Origin of the sequence: Streptomyces sp. NPDC001137 (assembly GCF_040298885.1) — a bacterium.
In the GTDB taxonomy this organism is placed as follows: domain Bacteria; phylum Actinomycetota; class Actinomycetes; order Streptomycetales; family Streptomycetaceae; genus Streptomyces.
In genome coordinates this window covers 1-15,557 of sequence record NZ_JBEPBA010000045.1, presented here as the reverse complement: position 1 = coordinate 15,557, position 15,557 = coordinate 1, and the positions used below count along the sequence as shown (strand labels likewise).

Genomic DNA, 15,557 nt, shown 5'->3' with positions numbered 1-15,557 from the left:
GCATGGTTGACGAACACGACCACGACGCCGAGCGGGATGCGATCCTCGCGGCCCTCGCACCGGTCGTCGACGGAATCGCGGCGACGTTCGGCCCGATGTGCGAGGTGGTCCTGCACGACTACCGGCAGCCGGAGAAGTCGGTCGTCGCCGTCGCCGGCGAGGTGACCGGCCGGGCCGTCGGCGGGGCGATGAGCGAGATCGGCATGAAGGTGCGCGCGCGCGGCGACGAGGCGACCGACGACCTGAACTACGTCACCCGCACCGCGACCGGAAAGCTGGTCAAGTCGTCCACGATGGTGCTGCGCGACTCCACAGGAGCAGTGTTCGGCGCGCTGTGCGTCAACGTGGACATCAGCGCGGTGCACGAGGCCCACGCCCTGCTCGGCGCACTCGCCGGCCTCGGCGCGGGGGCCGCCGAGCCGCCGGTCACGGCCTTCGGCAACGACATCGAATCCGTGGTGGACGCCATCCTCGACGCCCACCGGCTCGGACAGAAGTCGAGCTGGGCCGCACTGGGGCGCGCCGAGCGCCTCGACCTGTTCCGCAGACTCGACGAACACGGCGTGTTCGCCGTACGCCGCGCGATCGAGCAGGTCGCCGCCCGGCTCGGTATCTCCCGCGCCTCCGCCTACAGCTACCTCGCCCAGGCCCGAGCCACCACCGACCCGACCCCCGCTGGAGGACACGCGTGACGACCACCACCCCGCCGGTCACCCTCGACACCGTCCGCGACGCCGCCGACCGGCTCAAGGGCGTCGCCCACCGCACCCCCGTACTGCGCTCGCGCACCCTCGACGAGCTCGTCGGCGCCGAGGTCTTCCTCAAGTGCGAGAACTTCCAGCGCGTCGGCGCCTTCAAGTTCCGCGGCGCCTACAACGCGGCCTCCCGGCTCACCCCCGAGCAGCTGGCCCGCGGCATCGCCGCCTACTCCTCCGGCAACCACGCCCAGGCCGTCGCCCTCGCCGCCCGCGAACTGGGCAGCACCGCCGTCATCGTCATGCCCGAGGACGCCCCGCGCTCCAAGGTGGAGGCGACCCTCGGCTACGGCGCCGAGATCGTGACGTACGACCGCTACACCGAGGACCGCGTCGCCGTCGGCCAGGCCCTGGCCGCCGAGCGGGGCCTCACCCTCATCCCGCCCTACGAGCACCCGCACGTGATGGCAGGGCAGGGCACGGCCGCCCTCGAACTCCTCGAGGAAACAGGGGAGTTGGACGCCCTGATGGTGCCCGTCGGCGGCGGCGGGCTGATCGCCGGGTCCGCCACCGCGGCCAAGGGGCTGCACCCCGGGGTCCGGGTGCTCGGCGTCGAACCGGAGGCCGGGGACGACACCAAGCGGTCCCTGGAGGCGGGCCGGCGCGTCACCATCCCCGTGCCGCGCACCATCGCCGACGGGCAGGCCCTGGACACGCCTGGCGAGCTGACCTTCTCCGTCAACCGGCGGCTCGTCGACGGCATCGCCCTCGTCTCCGACGACGAGATCCGCGAGGCCATGCGGTTCGCCTTCGAGCGGCTGAAGATCGTCGTCGAGCCCAGTGGGGCCACACCGATCGCCGCCCTGCTCGCCGGGCGTGCGGGCTCCCTTCCGCGCCGTGTCGGCGTCATCGTCTCCGGCGGAAACGTGGACGCGGACCGCTTCGCCCGGCTGTGCGGCCGGGCGCCGGCGTCATGACCAGAACTCGTTGGCCTTGTCGATGTCCGCGAGACACTCGTCGAGATCGGTGATCTTGTCCCCGACGATCCGGAAGACGATGGCTCCGTCCTCGTCGATCCGCTTGTCGCCGCGCTGGGCGGTGAAGTGGTGCATGGACACCGCGTGGCCGCGGCCGTCCACCAGGACGTTGCGCAGCTCGACCTTGAACGTGCCGCCCGTCTCCTCGTAGAGCCGGCGGTAGTAGTCCAGGACCGCGTCGATTCCCTTGCAGTCGCCGGACAGCATGTGACTTCCGGGAACATGGTGCGTGGCGTCGCCCGTCATCATCGAGCGCAGGGTGTCCATGTCGCCGCGCGAGAAGGCCTCGTAGCCGGTGCGGACGAGTTGTGCGTGGGGGTGTTCAGCCACGGTGATCGCCACCTTTCTGGGTGGTACGGCGAAAGCGGCCTCGCACCATTCTCCGCTCGTTCGACCGCGTTGTCCGCTCATCGATGGTTTCTCCGCATCCTGGATGGCGGTCATGGCTGGACCGGCGGACGATGGTGGGGTGGGCGGGGCTCGCAAGGAAGGGAGCCGTCATGCTTGAGATCAAGGCCGTCGAGAAGCCCGACGAGCGGCGCGATTTCCCGCGCGGACACCTCGAAGCCGTCCATATGACCGGACTCGACTTCGCGGTGGGGACCTTCGAACCGGGCTGGAAGTGGTCGGAGTCCGTGGCACCCATCGCCGGGACCAAGAGCTGCCAGGTCCATCACAACGGGTACTGCGTTTCCGGACGCATGCGGCTGCGCATGGACGACGGCGCCGAGCAGGAGGTCGGACCGGGCGACGTGTTCGTGGTGTCGCCGGGCCACGACGCCTGGGTGGTCAGCGACGAACCGTGCGTCGTGTACGACTTCGCCGGCCAGATGGCGACGGAGTACGCGAAGAAGGGCTAGCAGTCACACCGGCAGCAGGCGCGCGATGAGCGCGCCCAGCTGCCGGGCGTTGCGGCACTCGTGCATCTCCACCAACTCGGCGTACTCCGGTGCGGCGGAGTCGCCCGTGCCCCACTGGGCGTGCGGCTCCGGATTCAACCAGTAGACGCGGCGGGCCCGCTCGGCCACCTGCCGCACCGCGGACAGGTTCGGGTCGCTCATGTTCGTACGGGCGTCGCCCAGCACGAACACCGTCGTGCGCGGGCCCACCGCCTCGCCGTAGCGCTCCGCGAACTCGCCCAGTGCGACGCCGTAGTCGCTGCTGCCGTGCCAGCCCGTGAGCGTCGCCTCCGCCCGGATACGGGCGCCCAGCCCCTCCGGGTCGGCCGCACCGTGCTCGAGCAGCCGGGTCACCTCGTCCAGCCGGTTGACGAAGGCGAACACCCGCACCTTGCTGAACTGGTCGTGCAGCGCCTGCACCAGCAGCATCGTGAAGTCCGAGAACCCGGACACCGACCCCGACACATCGCACAGCAGCACCAGTTCGGGCCGTACCGGACGGCGCCTGCGCAGCACCGGCTTCATCGGCACCCCGCCCGTGGACAGGGAACCGCGCAGGGTGCGCCGCAGATCGATGCTGCCGCGGGAGGCGCGGCGCCGGCGGGCCGCGAGCCGGGTGGCCAGCTTGCGGGCCAGCGGCTGAACCGTCCTGCGCAACTCGGCGAGCTGGAGCTTCCCGGCGTACAGGAAGTCGACCCGGTCGGGCGTGGTGGCCACCGCGCGCCGGGCGAGCTCGTCCCGGTCGCGCTGCTCGGCGATCCGGCGCCGCGCCTCCACGGCCACCTGTCTGCGGAAGGTCTCGATGCGCCGCCGGATCTCGTCGTCGAGCAGCCTGTCGGCGAACCCGGAACTGCCGTTGCGCGCCTGGACGTTCTCGCGGACGCGGGCGAGCAGGGTCTGCGGGCGGAGTCGGTCGAGCGCCTGATACGACGACCAGCCCTGCGACCCCGGTGACGCACCGTAACCGCCGAAGCCGTCGACCGCCTCCGCCGCCAGCTGCCCCATCAGGACGACGTCGCCCGCGGCGAGTGCGGCGGCGAGCCGTTCCCGCAGATCGTCCCGGTCCGCGGCCTGAGTCTCCGGCGCGCCGACGCCCCGCGGGAAGTACAGGTCGAAGACCGGGTCGAACACCTGCCGCTGCACCGTGCCGTGCAGCAGCGTCGCGGCCAGCCCCTCCCGCAGCAGCTCACGGTCCGCCAGGCCCAGTGCCGCCACCGCCTGCGCCGCGTCCACGGTCTCACCCGTGCCGATCCGCATGCCGTGCGCGCGCAGCGCCCCGACCAGCGAGGTGAGGCGCTCCGCCACTCCGGGGGCGGTCATATGGCGTCCAGGTCCAGCTTGGCGGCCGCCTTGAGGACATCGTCCTGGTGCTTGAGCAGGACGCCGAGGCTGTCGCGTACGACGTTCTCGTCGAGGGTGTCGGCGCCGAGTGCGAGGAGAGTGCGCGCCCAGTCGATCGTCTCGGCGACCGAGGGCACCTTGCGCAGGTCCATCGCGCGCAGCGCACCGACCACCCGCACCACCGAGCCGGCCAGTGCCTCGTCCAGGCCGGGCACCTTCAGCCGGACGATCCGTCGCTCCAGCTCCTGCTCGGGGAAGCCGATGTGCAGGAACAGACAGCGACGGCGCAGGGCCTCGGACAGCTCGCGGCTCGCGTTCGAGGTCAGGACGACGAAGGGGCGGCGGGTCGCGGTGATGGTGCCCAGCTCGGGAACCGTGACCTGGAAGTCGCTCAGCACCTCCAGGAGCAGGCCCTCCACCTCGACGTCCGCCTTGTCGGTCTCGTCGATCAGCAGCACCTTGGGGTCGTCGCCGCGGATGGCGGTGAGCAGGGGGCGGGTGAGCAGGAACTCCTCGCTGAAGATGTCCGTGCGGGTCTCGTCCCAGGTCTCGTCGCGGCCCGCGCTGATCCGCAGCAGCTGCTTGGCGTGGTTCCACTCGTACAGCGCCCGGGACTCGTCGACGCCCTCGTAGCACTGCAGCCGGACCAGCCGGGCGCCCGCCACCTCGGCCACGGCCTTGGCGAGCTCCGTCTTGCCGACCCCGGCGGGGCCCTCCACCAGCAGCGGCTTGCCCAGACGGTCGGCGAGGAAGACGGTCGTGGCGACCGCGGGTGAGGCGAGATAGCCGGTGGCGGCCAAACGCGCGGAGACGTCGTCGACGGATGAGAACAGCAACGGGGCCTCCAGCTCGGCATGGGGTCGGAACTACTATCTAAGCGCTTGTTCACCCCCTCTGTCACGCAAAATGCGGGGGGCGGCCGCCGAGCCGGAAAAGCACAGGTCAGCGAGGTGGAAGCCCGTTGTCAGTGGTGCCTTGTACGTTTCGGGCATGGGGATCTACCTGGTCAGTGTCGGTGCGCAGGAGTGGTTCAACGACGACGCGGAGGAAGGCGGCCGAGGAGCCGTCGCCTCCGCGCTCGACGAGGAGCTGAGACGGCGCGGTCTGCCGCCGTACACCTCGGTTCCCGAGGAGGCGGACTTCGTGCGCGGCTCGGGGATGTCGTTCGAGGAGAAGCTGGTGCCTCCCATGGACCGCTTCAGCGCGCTGTGCCGCTCGCATCTGTCACGGGCCGAGGAGGAGCTGCTCTGCGGCTGGACCCTGCTGGTGCCACTCTCCCTCGACGAGGAGATCTGGCTCCCCGTCAACTCCGCCTACACGGACGAGACGATGGTCGCCGGCGCCCCTCAGGTGCTCCGCCTCGCCGAGCGGCTGGCGAGGGCCGTCGAACTCCCGGTGGACGAGATACCGGCGACCAACGACAACCTGGACCTGACCACGTGGTTCCTGGACGGACCGGCGAAGGACCTGGCCGCCGCACGACCCGGCCCCTGGAGCGAGGACCTGGACACCGCGTTCTACGTGGCGCTGTATGTGCGGGCCGCCCAGCACTCGCTGCGCCGCGGCTGCCCGATCGTCTACTGCTGACACGGACCCGGCGATGAGGGTGAAGACAATCCCGGGACGGCGTTGAACACCATCCCGGGATTTCGTTGTGTCGGGTCATGCAGGGTCGTAGGAGGGCTTTGGGTCTTGTTGCGTTTCTGGCGTGGCGGCGGGTTCGCCGCGGGTGTTGGAGGCACGCAGCCCGATCGCTCCGGCCGCCAGGAGACAGAGGGCGCTGACGAGCAGGGCCCGCTGGAATCCCGCGGTGAGTGCGTCCGGGGGCGGGGTGTGGGCGGCCAGCAGGTGGCTGGTGCGGCTGGTCGCGATCCCGCTGAACACCGCCAGGCCGAGCGCTGACCCGAGCTGGAAGGAAGTGGTGATCAGGGCCGCGGCCAATCCGGCCCGATCCTCCGGAACGCCCGCGTTCGCGGCCGTCTGGACACCGGCGTACAACAGCCCCAGCCCGACTCCCATGAGGACCAGCGGGGCGAGCAGGTTGCCGAGATAGGTGCCCTCCACCGGGATGCGGGACAGCCACAGGATGCCACCGGCGGCGAGCAGCGCACCGGAGACGATGATCGGACGGGTACCGGTCCGGACGAACATCTTCGTGGCCACCGTCGACCCGAACCCGATGCCGACGCTCACCGGTACATACGAGAGCCCGGACCGCAGCTGGGAGTAGCCCAGGACGTTCTGCATGTACAGAGTGACGAAGAAGAACATCGAGTAGAACCCGGCCCACGCGATCACCTGGGTGGCATCTGCCGCGGCCAGGCCCCTGATCCGGAAGATCGACAGCGGGACCAGCGGATGGGCGCGCCGCTGCTCGTTGACCACGAAGGCGGCCATCAGCAACGCCGAGGCGGCCAGCCCGCCGACGGTGCGGCCCGCACCCCAGCCCTCGTCCGGCGCCTTCACCAGCGTGAAGATCAGCAGCAGCATGCCGGCGGTGACCAGCACCGCGCCGACCACGTCGAAACCGCCCGGCACGGACCGGCCGTGGTCGGCCTTCAGGATCCGGAACGCCCCGAACAGCACCAGCGCGCACAGCGGGAGGTTCACGAAGAACACCCACCGCCAGCCGAAGTCCTCGGTGAGCAGCCCGCCGAAGAGCAGGCCGGCCGCCGAGGCCATCCCGCTGATCCCGGCCCACACGCCCAGCGCCTTGTGCCGGTCGGAGCCCTGGAAGGAGGTGGTCACGAGGGACAGCGCGGCCGGGGACATCATCGCCGCCCCGAAGCCCTGGGCGATCCGGGCGCCGACCAGCACACCCTGGTTCTCGGCCAACCCGCAGGCCAGCGAGGAGGCCGCGAACAGCGCGGTCCCGGCGATCAGCATCCGCCGCCGCCCCAGCAGGTCCCCGGCCCGACCGCCCAGCAGCAGGAACCCGCCGTAGGTGATCAGATAGCCGCTGACCACCCACTGCAGGTTCTGCACCGAGAACCCCAGATGCGTACGGATGGTGGGCAGCGCGACGTTCACGATCGCGCCGTCCATGACGTCCAGGAACGTCACCGCGCACAGCAGCGCCAGTGTGACCTTGCCGCGCCCGGTCGCCAGGAACGACCCCCGCGGCGGTGCCGTCGATGCGGTCATGGCGTCGCTCACGACCCGGCGGCTTCCATCACGGGGCCGACCTCGACCCCGCCGCCGGCCCGCAGCACCGGGCAGTCCTTGGCCAGCGCCAGTGCGCGGTCCATGTCCTCGGCGGACACCACCGAGTAGGCGACCATCCGGGAATCGCTGCCGCCGACCTCGCCGAGCGAGGCGTAATCGGTCACCGCGTTGCCGATGTCCACCAGGGCCGATCCCAGCCCGCCGAACCAGGCCTGCCACTCGGCCGGCGTCCCGGCGTGGGGCTTGTAGCCGGAGGGCACACGGAAGGAGAAAACGTACTTGGCCATGATCTGTGGTCCTGTTCTGGGTCCGGGGCGCGTCCCCGACCGGGACCGCCTCCAACCGGGTAGACGTCGGCGCCCGCCCGAAATTGGTCGGCGCGCCACCGCCCAATTCGCCGGACCGATGGCGTCTTCATCGTTGAGCGAGCCGAACGCAGCCGACGGAAGAAGAGCGAGGATGCATGCCGATGGAGAGGGACACGACGGACCTGATCGCTCGGGCCCGGGCAGGCGACCACCAGGCGTTCCGCGACCTGGTACAGGGCCACTCCCACGAGCTGCAGGTGCACTGCTACCGCATCCTGGGATCGTTGCAGGACGCCGAGGACGCGCTCCAGGAGACCCTCGTGTCCGCCTGGCGTAACCTCGGCGAGTTCGGCGAGCGGTCCTCGCTCCGGACCTGGCTCTACAAGATCGCGACCAATCGGTGCCTGAGCATGCTGCGCGCCAATGGCAGGCGCCCCCGCATCGCTGCCCCGCTGCCCGAGACCGACCTGCCCGAACCCACCGGCACCGGCGACGCCCCGGCCTGGCTGGAGCCCTACCCCGACGTCCTGCTCGACCACCTCGTCGACCGCCACCCCGGACCGGAGGCCCGCTACGAGACCACCGAGGCCATCTCGTTGGCCTTCGTCACCGCCCTGCAACTGCTGCCACCACGCCAACGCGCCGCCCTCGTCCTCCGCGACGTCCTGGGTTACCACGCAGCCGAAGTCGCCCAGATGCTCGGCACCACCCAGGAAGCCGTGAGCAGCGCCCTGAAACGCGCCCGCGCCACCGTCGACAACCACCTCGCCGACCCCAGCGGCCGCGACAACGTCGGTCTCGGCTCTGCGTCCCGATCCGACACCGCCGCCGAACAGCGGCTCGTCGCCCGGTTCACCGACGCCATGGAACGCGCCGACCTGGACGCCCTGATCGAACTGCTCGTCACCGACGTGAGACTCTCCATGCCCCCGGCCATGCTGGAGTACCGCGGCATCGAAACAGCCCAGCGCATCCTGGCCGCCGTCACCTTCCGCCCCGGCCGCGCCTACCGCGCGGTCCCCACCCGCGCCAACGGCCAGCCGGCCTTCGGTATGTACCTGGCGGACCCGCACACCGGTGTCTACCGCGCCTACTGCCTCCTGGTCCTCACCACCGCCGTCGACCACATCACAGCCATCACCAGCTTCAGCACCGACGTCATGACACGCTTCGGACTGCCCCGGACCCTCCCCGAAACGGATTGACAGACTTCGGGCGCCCCCTGTTGTCCGGCGCCCGAAGACGGAGGTGCCGGAACGGCAGCCGCCGCCCGGCGCCGCATGGCAGTCGTCCTGTCGCCGCCCCTGCGCGCTCGCCGACGGTACGGAGACTACGAATGGACGTCGGCGCCCGCCCCACCGCTCACCAGCACCACCTCCAGAGTGCGCGGACCGTGCACCCCCTCGACCCGGTCCAGCTCGATGTCGCTGGTGGCCGAGGGGCCGGAGATCCAGGTCAACGGGCGGGTCGGGTCGAGGCGTTCGAGGGCCTGGGGCACGGACGAGACGACCTGCTCCGGGACGCGCACGACACAGATGTGGTGGTCGGGGACGAGGGTGACGCGGCGGCGGCCCTGGTCGGGGCTGCCGTCCAGGATGATGGTGCCGGTCTCGGCGATGGCGACCGCGCAGCCGGTGACCACGCTCTCGACCTGGTCCAGCTCGTGGGGTGTGCTCTCGCCGCGATCCGGCACCCGCTCGGCGTCCGTCCCCGCGAGCCACTCCTCGTCCAGCCCGGACGGCACCAGTACCGTCTTCGAACCCCGCTCGGCGAGCAACCGGCCGATCACCGCCGCCAGCTCGGCCCCTGTGCAGCGGTGCACGATCGCCCGGTAGTCCGCCAGATTCTCGGCCAGCAGATCCACCGTCTGCTCGGCACTCCGCGCCCCGTGCTCCCGCAGATAGTCGCGCGAAACGGCCTGCTCGTACGGCCGGTCGTCCTGCGGTACGTCCGCGAGTGCGCGCCGTACCCGGCCCAGGATCCGTTCCCTGCTGCTCACTTCGCGCCGTCCTTTCCGCCGTTCGTACGCTGCCACCAGTCGCGGAACGGTTCCGCGGGCACCGCCGGCAGATCCCGGCTGCCGCTCCACGCCTTGCCCGGACCGGGCAGCGTCCGGGGGTGGATGCGGCGGGTGCGGGAGGCGAGCCGCTGGCCGGTGCGCAGGGCGCCCGGGTGCGTGAACGCCCAGCGGGCCGCGCGCATCGCCGCCCGCTCGGCTGCGTGCCCCTTCGCGGGCTGCAGCACCACCTTGTTGCCCTCGCGGGTCACCTGCCCGCCCTCCACGACCCGTTCCCGCAGATGGACCAGGACCTCCGGGATGTCGATGGCGACCGGGCACACCTCGTAGCAGGCACCGCACAGCGACGAGGCGTACGGCAGGGAGGCGTCGATCTCGCTTGCGGTACCCCGGAGTTGGGGGCTGAGGATGGCGCCGATCGGGCCGGGATAGACGGAGCCGTAGGCGTGGCCGCCCGCCCGCTCGTAGACCGGGCAGACGTTCAGACACGCCGAGCAGCGGATGCAGCGCAGCGCCTGGCGGCCGACCTCGTCGGCGAGGGTGTCGGTGCGGCCGTTGTCGAGCAGCACCAAGTGGAAGGTGCGCGGTCCGTCGTCATCCGTGGTGCCGGTCCATGTCGAGGTGTAGGGGTTCATGCGCTCGGCGGTAGAGGAGCGGGGGAGGGTCTGCAGGAACACCTCCAGGTCCTGCCAGGTCGGCACGATCTTCTCGATGCCGACGACCGAGATCAGCGTCTCGGGCAGGGTCAGGCACATCCGTCCGTTGCCCTCGGACTCGACGACCACCAGCGTGCCGGTCTCGGCGACCATGAAGTTGGCGCCGGAGATGCCGACCTTGGCGCGCAGGAACTTCTCCCGCAGATGGAGGCGGGCGGCCTCGGCGAGTTCGGCGGGCGTGTCGGTCAGGCCCTCGGGGGCCGGACGGCCCCACTCGCTCATCTCACGCTCGAAGATGTCCCGGATCTCGCCACGGTTGCGGTGGATCGCCGGGACCAGGATGTGCGAGGGCCTGTCCTTGCCCAACTGCACGATGAGTTCGGCGAGGTCGGTCTCGTAGGCGCGGATGCCCTCGGCCTCGAGCGCTTCGTTGAGGCCGATCTCCTGCGTGGCCATCGACTTGACCTTGACGACCTCCCTCTCTCCGGTCGCCTTCACCAGGTCGGCCACGATCCGGTTGGCCTCGTCGGCGTCGGCGGCCCAGTGCACGATGCCGCCCGCGGCCGTGACCGACTCCTCCAACTGCTCCAGATACCGGTCGAGATGACGCAGCGTATGGTCCTTGATCCGCTTGCCCGCCTCCCGCAGCGCCGCCCAGTCCGACACCTCCGCGACGGCCTTGGCCCGCTTGGCGCGGATGGTGTGGGTGGCGTGCCGCAGATTGCCGCGCAGCGTCGGATTGTTCACCGCCTCGTGCGCGGCCTTCGGGAAGGCCGGCATCCCTACGAACGTCCCGCTCATACGGCCGGCTCCTCCTCCGTGCTCGCCAGGATCTCCGCGATGTGCATCGGCCGCATGCCGCTGCTGAGCCGCGTCATCGTCCCGCCGATGTGCATCAGGCAGGAGTTGTCGGCCGCGCACAGCACCTCCGCGCCGGTCGACTCGGCGTTGCGCACCTTGTCCGTGCCCATCGCCGCCGAGACGTCGGAGTTCTTCAGGGCGAAGGTGCCGCCGAAGCCGCAGCACTCCTCGGCACCCGGCAGCTCGACCAGCTCCAGTCCCTTCACGGCCTGGAGCAGCCGGCGCGGGCGGTCGCCGAGCCCCAGGCCGCGCAGTCCGTGACAGGTCGGGTGGTAGGTCACCCGGTGCGGGTAGTGCGCGCCGACGTCGGTCACCCCGAGCACGTCCACCAGGAACTCGGTGAGCTCGTACGTCTTCGGGACGACGGGAGCCAATGTCGCCGCGAGGGTGTCACCGCGCCCCTCGGCCCGCGCCCGCTCACCCATCCGCGGATACAGCTCCCGCACCATGGCCCCGCACGACCCGGACGGCGTCACGATCGCCTCGTACTCCCCGAAGACATCGGAGAAATGCCGGGCCAGCGGCTCCGCCTCATGCCGGTACCCGGTGTTGTAGTGCGCCTGCCCGCAGCAGGTCTGGGCCATCGGGAAGTCGACCTCAACGCCCAGCCTGGTCAGCACTTTCACCACGGCGCGCCCGGTCTCCGGATAGAGCGTGTCGTTGACGCAGGTCAGGAACAGGGCGACACGCATCGCGGCTCCTTGTGATCGATCATCGGATGAGTGAAGGGTAGCCGGGGGACGCTACGTGGGGGAGACCCCGTCACCTTCCGGTGAGCCGGGCCTGCGCCTCACGCCACCGGGCGGTGTCGCCGCGCGGCTCGTAGCGGGTCAGCGGCTGGGTGCGGGTGAGCAGGCGCCGGCCGCTCGCGAGGTCGCCGACCAGCCCGTGCGCCCGGGCCTGGACCAGCACGTTCCCCAGTGCCGCCGCCTCCGTCGGACCCGCCACCACGGGCAGCCCGCACGCGTCGGCGGTCAGCTGGCACAGCAGGGCGTTGCGGGTACCGCCGCCGACGACGTGCACGACGTCGACCGGATGCGAGGCCAGCCTCTGGGCGTCCTCGATCGCCCGGCGGTGGGCCAGGGCCAGTGAGTCGAGGATGCAGCGCGTGATCTCCGCGGGGGATCCGGGCACCGGCTGCCGCGAGACACGGCACGCCTCGGCGATCCGCTCCGGCATCCGCCCCGGCGCCAGGAACGCCGCATCGCCCGCATCCACCACCGACCGCAGCGCCGGCACCTTGGCCGCCTCCAGCAGCAGCTCGCCCAGCTCCGGTTCGCCCCAGGCCCGTACGCACTCCTGGAGCAGCCACAACCCCATGATGTTGCGCAGATAGCGGACCGTGCCGTCCAGCCCCAGCTCATTGGTGAAGTTGGCGGCCCGGCTCTCCTCGCTCAGCACGGGCGCGCCCAGCTCGAGACCGGCCAGCGACCAGGTCCCGGTGCAGATGTAGGCGAACCGTTCGCCGTCGGCCGGTACGGCGGCCACCGCGGACGCGGTGTCGTGCGAGCCGACCGCCGTCACCGGCACCGGACCCCTCAGCCCGGTCTCCTCCAGCACCTCCGGCCGCAGCACACCCGCCGGATCGCCAGGCTGCCGCAGCGGCGCGAACAACCCCAGGTCGACCCCCACGCGTGAGGCGACCTCGGACGACCACTCGCGCGTCCGGGGATCGATCAGCTGGGTCGTCGAGGCGTTGGTGAGCTCGGTGCCCTGCTCGCCGGTGAGCCAGTACGACATCAGGTCCGGGATGAGCAACAGCCGCTCGGCATGGGCGAGTTGCGCCGACTCCTTGGCCGCGACCAACTGATACAGGGTGTTGAAGGGCGCGTACTGCAACCCCGTCGCCGCATACAGCTGCTCGGCGGGCACGCTCGCCCACACCTTCTCCGCGACTCCTTCGGTGCGGGAGTCCCGGTAGTGCACGGGATTGCCGAGCAGCGCCCCGTCCGCGTCCAGCAGCCCGTAGTCCACGGCCCAGCTGTCGATGCCGACGGAATCGACCTGCCCGGCGGCCCGCAGCCCGTCCAGAACACCCCCGTACAGGGAGAGGATGTCCCACCGCAACCCCTCGGGCACCCGTACGGGCCGGTTGGGGAAGCGGTGCGTCTCGGTCAGCTCCAGGCTGTCGGGGCCGACGCGGCCGACCATGACACGCCCGCTGGACGCGCCGAGGTCGACCGCGGCGTACGACTTCACGAGCGCGCTCACCGCAGGAAGGCGGCCGCGACGCCGGCGTCGACCGGGACGTGCAGCCCCGTGGTGTGGGTCAGCTCCCCGCCGGTCAGCGCGAACACGGCGTTCGCGACATGCTCCGGCAGGACCTCACGCTTGAGGATGGTCCGCTGCGCGTAGAACTCGCCCAGCTTCTCCTCCGGCACCCCGTACACGGCCGCCCGCTGTGCGCCCCAGCCGCCCGCGAAGATCCCGGAACCGCGCACCACACCGTCCGGGTTGACCCCGTTGACGCGGATGCCGTGCTCGCCCAACTCGGCGGCCAACAGCCGTACTTGATGAGCCTGGTCGGCCTTGGTGGCCGAGTAGGCGATGTTGTTGGGCCCGGCGAAGACGGCGTTCTTGGAGGCGATGTACACGATGTCGCCGCCCAGCTCCTGCGCGATTATCACCCGGGCCGCCTCCCGCGACACGAGGAAGGACCCACGGGCCATGATGTCGTGCTGCAGGTCCCAGTCGCGCGCCGAAGTCTCCAACAACGGCTTCGAGATGGAGATCCCGGCGTTGTTGACCACCAGATCGACCCCGCCGAAGGCGAGCACGGCCGCCTTGAAGGCCGCCACGATCTGCTCCTCGTCCGTCACGTCCACCGTCACGGCGACGGCCTTGTCCGAACCACCCAACTCCTCGGCCACAGCGGCCGCGTTCTCCGCGTTGAGATCGGCGACGACGACACACGCGCCCTCAGCGACCAGCCGCTCCGCGATGGCCCTGCCGATACCGCTGCCCGCTCCTGTCACGAGCGCGACCCGCGTCGCCAGCGGCTTGGGCTTCGGCATCCGCTGGAGCTTGGCCTCCTCCAACGCCCAGTACTCGATGCGGAACTTCTCCGACTCCTCGATCGGCGCATACGACGACACGGCCTCGGCCCCGCGCATCACGTTGATGGCGTTGACATAGAACTCGCCGGCCACCCGCGCGGTCTGCTTGTCCTTGCCGAAGCTGAACATGCCCACACCCGGAACCAGCACGATCGCCGGGTCGGCGCCGCGCATCGCGGGGGAGCCGGGCAGCGCGTGCCGCTGGTAGTAGGCGGCGTATTCCTCGCGGTACTCGGCGTGCAGCTCCTTCAGCCGCGCGATCGCCTCCTCCACGGGAGCGGACGGCGGCAGGTCGAGCACCAGCGGCCGTACCTTCGTCCGCAGGAAGTGGTCCGGGCAGGAGGTCCCGAGCGCGGCGAGCCGCGGATGCTCGGCCCGCTCCAGGAACTCCAGCACGACATCGGAGTCGTTGAAGTGCCCGACCTGCGGCTTGTCCTGAGAGGCAACGGCCCGCACATACGGCGCCAACGCCGCCGCCCGCTCCCGCCGCTCGGCCTCGGGCAGCGCTTCGTAACCCGCGATCACCGGCCCGAACGGCTCGTCCTTTCCCCGCTCGGCGAGGAACGCCTCGGCGGTGCGGATGATGTGCAGCGAGTTCCGCTCGCACTCCTCAGAGGTCTCGCCCCAGGCGGTGATCCCGTGCCCGCCGAGGATGCACCCGATGGCCTGCGGGTTGGCCTCCTTGACCGCCGCGATGTCCAGCCCCAGCTGAAACCCGGGCCGCCGCCACGGCACCCACACCACCGTGTCGCCGAAACACTCGGCGGTCAGCTTCTCTCCGTCGGCCGCGCAGGCCAGCGCGATCCCGGAATCGGGGTGCAGATGATCGACGTGCGCGGCGTCCACCAGACCGTGCATCGCGGTGTCGATGGAGGGCGCGGCACCCCCCTTCCCGTGCAGGCAGTAGTCGAACGCGGCGACCATTTCGTCCTCACGCTCGACACCCGGATAGACCCCCCGCAAGGCCCGCAACCGATCCAGCCGCAACGCGGCGAGCCCGGCCTCGGTGAGCGTGCCGAGATCACCACCGGATCCCTTGACCCACATCAACTCGACGTCACCACCGGTGACAGGGTCGGTGTCGGTGCCCTTCGCGGAAGTGTTGCCGCCGGCGTAGTTGGTATTACGGGGATCAGCACCGAGCCGATGGGACCGGGCCAGCAGAGCGGCGGCTTCGGGGTGGGATGCCATGTCCATTCAGTCCTTCGAAAGTTACGTGCCCCGTTAGGGGCGCGGGGCTGTATCGATGTGCGGCTCCGCCGGGCGGGCGCGACCAGCCGCATCCGGGCCCGCAGCCTGCGAACAACAAGTTCAGGCGGACGAGTGGCAGCGTTCAGGCTCCCCATCCAGCTTGTTGTCCGCCGACCCGTTCTTCGACGATTTTCTCGGCCCATCCGGAGCGGCGGTAGGCGCCGATCGGGTCGGCATCGAGCCCCATCTCCTGGCGGACCTCGGCGAGCAGCGGCCGGACGTCGGTGTTGTAGGCGTCCATCAGCACGGCGTTGGCTTCGAGGACGTCACC

At 70.8% G+C, this 15,557-nt stretch carries 15 protein-coding genes and 1 pseudogene; 5 read left to right on the top strand and 11 right to left on the bottom strand.

Going from position 1 to position 15,557, the window contains the following annotated elements:
* Window positions 1–2: 2 nt before the first annotated feature.
* Together ABT254_RS44950 and ABT254_RS44945 are read left to right on the top strand one after the other, a co-directional pair.
* Window positions 3–692 (top strand): helix-turn-helix transcriptional regulator, encoded by a 690-nt coding sequence (locus ABT254_RS44950; RefSeq protein WP_351483512.1) that lies wholly within the window; start codon window positions 3–5, stop codon window positions 690–692.
* Window positions 689–1,672, top strand: coding sequence for a threo-3-hydroxy-L-aspartate ammonia-lyase (locus ABT254_RS44945; RefSeq protein WP_351483511.1), 984 nt, complete (start codon window positions 689–691; stop codon window positions 1,670–1,672). The genes ABT254_RS44950 and ABT254_RS44945 overlap by 4 nt, the downstream gene beginning before the upstream one ends.
* On the opposite strand, the gene ABT254_RS44940 is transcribed toward ABT254_RS44945, so the two are convergent.
* On the bottom strand, window positions 1,667–2,062 hold the full coding sequence (locus tag ABT254_RS44940; RefSeq protein WP_099934630.1) for a nuclear transport factor 2 family protein: 396 nt from the start codon (window positions 2,060–2,062) through the stop codon (window positions 1,667–1,669). The genes ABT254_RS44945 and ABT254_RS44940 overlap by 6 nt on opposite strands.
* Window positions 2,063–2,232: 170 nt before the next feature.
* Here ABT254_RS44940 and ABT254_RS44935 point away from each other — a divergent pair, with 170 nt between their 5' ends.
* On the top strand, window positions 2,233–2,592 hold the full coding sequence (locus tag ABT254_RS44935) for a cupin domain-containing protein (RefSeq protein ID WP_351483510.1): 360 nt from the start codon (window positions 2,233–2,235) through the stop codon (window positions 2,590–2,592).
* Window positions 2,593–2,595: 3 nt separating this feature from the next.
* Here ABT254_RS44935 and ABT254_RS44930 read toward each other — a convergent pair whose 3' ends face one another.
* Window positions 2,596–3,951: a vWA domain-containing protein gene (locus tag ABT254_RS44930; protein ID WP_351483509.1), complete on the bottom strand. Its 1,356-nt coding sequence runs from the start codon at window positions 3,949–3,951 to the stop codon at window positions 2,596–2,598.
* Entirely contained in the window at window positions 3,948–4,805 is an 858-nt protein-coding gene (locus ABT254_RS44925) for an AAA family ATPase (protein ID WP_351483535.1), read from the bottom strand. Before ABT254_RS44925 ends, ABT254_RS44930 begins: the two co-directional genes overlap by 4 nt.
* Window positions 4,806–4,962: 157 nt before the next feature.
* Here ABT254_RS44925 and ABT254_RS44920 point away from each other — a divergent pair, with 157 nt between their 5' ends.
* On the top strand, window positions 4,963–5,559 hold the full coding sequence (locus ABT254_RS44920) for a hypothetical protein (protein ID WP_351483508.1): 597 nt from the start codon (window positions 4,963–4,965) through the stop codon (window positions 5,557–5,559).
* 75 nt (window positions 5,560–5,634) lie between these two features.
* On the opposite strand, the gene ABT254_RS44915 is transcribed toward ABT254_RS44920, so the two are convergent.
* Together ABT254_RS44915 and ABT254_RS44910 are read right to left on the bottom strand one after the other, a co-directional pair.
* Window positions 5,635–7,128 carry an MFS transporter gene (locus tag ABT254_RS44915; RefSeq protein ID WP_351483507.1) on the bottom strand — a complete coding sequence of 498 codons (1,494 nt, stop codon included), beginning with the start codon at window positions 7,126–7,128 and terminating at the stop codon, window positions 5,635–5,637.
* Window positions 7,125–7,424 (bottom strand): YciI family protein, encoded by a 300-nt coding sequence (locus ABT254_RS44910; RefSeq protein WP_351483506.1) that lies wholly within the window; start codon window positions 7,422–7,424, stop codon window positions 7,125–7,127. The genes ABT254_RS44915 and ABT254_RS44910 overlap by 4 nt, the downstream gene beginning before the upstream one ends.
* A gap of 182 nt (window positions 7,425–7,606) precedes the next feature.
* On the opposite strand from ABT254_RS44910, the gene ABT254_RS44905 reads away from it, so the two are divergent.
* Window positions 7,607–8,650, top strand: coding sequence for a sigma-70 family RNA polymerase sigma factor (locus tag ABT254_RS44905; RefSeq protein ID WP_351483505.1), 1,044 nt, complete (start codon window positions 7,607–7,609; stop codon window positions 8,648–8,650).
* 125 nt (window positions 8,651–8,775) lie between these two features.
* Here ABT254_RS44905 and ABT254_RS44900 read toward each other — a convergent pair whose 3' ends face one another.
* From ABT254_RS44900 to ABT254_RS44875, 6 genes and pseudogenes are all read right to left on the bottom strand, one after another.
* Window positions 8,776–9,444 (bottom strand): LutC/YkgG family protein, encoded by a 669-nt coding sequence (locus ABT254_RS44900; RefSeq protein ID WP_351483504.1) that lies wholly within the window; start codon window positions 9,442–9,444, stop codon window positions 8,776–8,778.
* Window positions 9,441–10,919: a LutB/LldF family L-lactate oxidation iron-sulfur protein gene (locus ABT254_RS44895; RefSeq protein WP_351483503.1), complete on the bottom strand. Its 1,479-nt coding sequence runs from the start codon at window positions 10,917–10,919 to the stop codon at window positions 9,441–9,443. Before ABT254_RS44895 ends, ABT254_RS44900 begins: the two co-directional genes overlap by 4 nt.
* Complete coding sequence (locus ABT254_RS44890; protein WP_351483502.1) at window positions 10,916–11,671, bottom strand: (Fe-S)-binding protein; 756 nt, start codon at window positions 11,669–11,671, stop codon at window positions 10,916–10,918. Before ABT254_RS44890 ends, ABT254_RS44895 begins: the two co-directional genes overlap by 4 nt.
* A 70-nt stretch (window positions 11,672–11,741) precedes the next feature.
* Complete coding sequence (locus tag ABT254_RS44885; protein ID WP_502972149.1) at window positions 11,742–13,178, bottom strand: rhamnulokinase; 1,437 nt, start codon at window positions 13,176–13,178, stop codon at window positions 11,742–11,744.
* 8 nt (window positions 13,179–13,186) lie between these two features.
* A complete protein-coding gene (locus ABT254_RS44880; protein ID WP_351483501.1) occupies window positions 13,187–15,226 on the bottom strand; it encodes a bifunctional aldolase/short-chain dehydrogenase in 2,040 nt (679 codons plus the stop codon).
* A 142-nt stretch (window positions 15,227–15,368) separates the two neighbouring features.
* A pseudogene (locus tag ABT254_RS44875) lies at window positions 15,369–15,557 on the bottom strand (L-rhamnose isomerase); the annotation flags it as partial.

Excerpts from the sequence above, each read along its gene's own strand:
- ABT254_RS44930 (WP_351483509.1), bottom strand. The coding sequence starts at position 3,951 with ATGACCGCCCCCGGAGTGGCGGAGCGCCTCACCTCGCTGGTCGGGGCG.
- ABT254_RS44920 (WP_351483508.1), top strand. The coding sequence starts at position 4,963 with ATGGGGATCTACCTGGTCAGTGTCGGTGCGCAGGAGTGGTTCAACGAC.
- ABT254_RS44910 (WP_351483506.1), bottom strand. The coding sequence starts at position 7,424 with ATGGCCAAGTACGTTTTCTCCTTCCGTGTGCCCTCCGGCTACAAGCCC.
- ABT254_RS44950 (WP_351483512.1), top strand. The coding sequence starts at position 3 with ATGGTTGACGAACACGACCACGACGCCGAGCGGGATGCGATCCTCGCG.
- ABT254_RS44890 (WP_351483502.1), bottom strand. The coding sequence starts at position 11,671 with ATGCGTGTCGCCCTGTTCCTGACCTGCGTCAACGACACGCTCTATCCG.
- ABT254_RS44935 (WP_351483510.1), top strand. The coding sequence starts at position 2,233 with ATGCTTGAGATCAAGGCCGTCGAGAAGCCCGACGAGCGGCGCGATTTC.
- ABT254_RS44905 (WP_351483505.1), top strand. The coding sequence starts at position 7,607 with ATGGAGAGGGACACGACGGACCTGATCGCTCGGGCCCGGGCAGGCGAC.
- ABT254_RS44880 (WP_351483501.1), bottom strand. The coding sequence starts at position 15,226 with ATGGCATCCCACCCCGAAGCCGCCGCTCTGCTGGCCCGGTCCCATCGG.
- ABT254_RS44895 (WP_351483503.1), bottom strand. The coding sequence starts at position 10,919 with ATGAGCGGGACGTTCGTAGGGATGCCGGCCTTCCCGAAGGCCGCGCAC.